Source organism: Bacillus sp. SRB_331 (assembly GCF_003264175.1).
Taxonomy (GTDB): Bacteria; Bacillota; Bacilli; order Bacillales; family Bacillaceae_G; genus Bacillus_A; species Bacillus_A mycoides.
Genome location: NZ_NADV01000103.1, coordinates 1 through 2274, shown reverse-complemented (window position 1 = coordinate 2274; position 2274 = coordinate 1). Strand labels below are relative to the sequence as shown.

The 2274-nt window shown below is 31.3% G+C and carries 2 protein-coding genes; one reads left to right on the top strand and one right to left on the bottom strand.

What is annotated here, in order from left to right; genetic code table 11:
* Positions 1–336: 336 nt before the first annotated feature.
* Positions 337–1257: a DMT family transporter gene (locus B5P42_RS31415; protein ID WP_113736075.1), complete on the top strand. Its 921-nt coding sequence runs from the start codon at positions 337–339 to the stop codon at positions 1255–1257.
* A 93-nt stretch (positions 1258–1350) separates the two neighbouring features.
* Here the strand turns inward: B5P42_RS31415 and B5P42_RS31410 are convergent, their stop codons facing one another.
* Complete coding sequence (locus B5P42_RS31410) at positions 1351–2142, bottom strand: sulfotransferase family 2 domain-containing protein (protein ID WP_113736074.1); 792 nt, start codon at positions 2140–2142, stop codon at positions 1351–1353.
* Positions 2143–2274: the final 132 nt, after the last annotated feature.

The following is a 2274-nucleotide window of genomic DNA, read 5'->3' as shown; positions in this document are numbered from 1 at the left end:
GTTTTTTTGTGTTTATTTTTATTTACCGAAGGTTAAAATCCATAAATTTAATAACCCTGAAGATGAAAAAAAGAATGAAATAGAAACGGTATAAAATAAAATTCGGATGATAAAGTAATACGTTTAAATATAAATTGAAGGTAAGGATTGCCTTTTTATGTTAATTTAGTTGTCGAATGAACAATAATGTTTTTGATCTTATATGAAAAGATTAAGTGAAAAATAGCTATCCAGTTCTTTTTCACTTAATCTTTTTGTATTTTTAAGGGATTTTACATAAGAAAAAATCTATAATTAAGGTAGTTAACATATATTTTTTGATGGGTGTGGGGGATTATGAAAGAAATATGCATGTTATTAGTGGCTGTTATATTATGGGGGACAGCCATTGCACCAACGAAATGGGCATTAGAATCCATTCAACCGTTTACTTTGTTATTTATTCGTCTTTTCTTTGCGGGTGGAATTTGTATGCTTTTCTCATTTAACGAACTACAAAAAGCAGTTATACATAAACATATTCCGTGGAAAAGAATGAGTTTACTGTCTTTTACTGGTGTAGCTGGGTACTTTATGTTCACATCCTATGGTATTTCTTTAACAAGTGGATTACATGTTAGTATTATTGATGCTGCATTGCCATTAGTTACAATTCTTTTTTCAGCGTTCTTTCTGAAAGAGAAAATTCAGATGGATTATTGGATCGGAATTATGTTGGGCGCTATAGGAGTGCTCTTTATTACAATTCCATCTAGCGATACTAATCAAGAGGTGTCTTTAATAGGAGATATACTTATTTTATTAAGTACCTTTTTATTTGCGTTCTACACAGTTTTGTTAAAACGGCCAAAACAAGAACGACGTTTATCTAATAAAGTTTTCACTACAGTAACACTAATGATAGGTGTAGCTATTGTGTTGCCATTTGCAATGATAGAAATTTTTTACTATGGTTTCCCAAAAATCGAAACATGGAAGATTGGATTTAGTGTAGTATACCTTGTTATTGGGGCAACAATTTTAGCATATTGGTTCTGGAATAAAGCGCTAGAGACGGTCTCAGCATCAATAAGTGGACTGTACTTAAATGGATTGCCGTTAATAAGTATCATTACTTCAATTATCCTATTAAATGAATCTCTGACATGGAAGATAATAATGGGAGGGAGTCTAGTTTTAATTGGAGTAGGATGGGCGGATAAGCAAAAGTTACGTAATCTATTAAAGGGTAATAAAATGGATAGTAGGGACTGTTAAATTGTATGTTTTATATAGTTTAAATGTTAAAAAGATACCTCATATATATGTATAAGGTATCTTTTTATATTTAGCGAAGATAATGGACTTAAATTAGTAGGGATATTCTTTGTTATATCTATATGTATCGAAATCTTTTTGAAATATTGTTTTGACGAGCTGTATACATTCATCATCATAAAAGCTTTCAAAAGTCGGGTGACGAGGGAATGAAGGATCAGTAATATCGGCATCGCTGAAATTCCCTTTATAAATCATGGCAGGGGTTTGATGATGCCATGATGTTGAAAACTCATTTATCGGTGCAGGTTTTAATTCGAAACGTTTTTCTAATTCTTTCATTTCCTGATCGAAATTTTCTAAGTATATATAATTGGTTACATACTCTTCTTCACCTGCTATATATTGTTGTGTAAAGTGAGCGTTAATATCATTTGCATGAGCACCTTTAGTAAATAGGTAGTATAAAAATTGTTTGAATGAGATTCCTTTAGGAGAATTTTCATTTTGATATAAAAACTTTCGAATGGGTTTCCATTCTTCATTTTCTACATAAGGAGGTGCAATTAAGGACACGAAAGAACTGACTGCTCTTCTAAACGGATTGCGAACCAGTTTGAAAGTTTCCTTTTGTTTATCTCGTAGTGCTACACTTAGCCGTATATTATAGGCCAGTGTACTTTTGTATATTTCATATTCGAAATTATGGATGAAGGGGTGATAGTTTAAAGCTGTTTGTAATAAATCAATCTGGTAAAAAAACCACTTAGCAAGGGAAGTACAACCACTTTTTTGACTCCAAAATAGAATGAGAGGAAAGTTTCTATGATAGTGTGGGCTTCTTGCATTAGTACTAATGATGTGTAATAAGGAAGGATCCAACAATTGATGCACTCCTTTCATGTATCTTGATTATATATATATGTAAAATAAAGATGAGGTATGAGTGTGTGGAATTTTTTTTTAGAAAATGAAAAAGAAATGTTGACTATTATTATATAGAGGTGTAATATAGGA

Coding starts and splice junctions, on each gene's coding strand:
- B5P42_RS31415 (WP_113736075.1), top strand. CDS start 337: ATGAAAGAAATATGCATGTTATTAGTGGCTGTTATATTATGGGGGACA.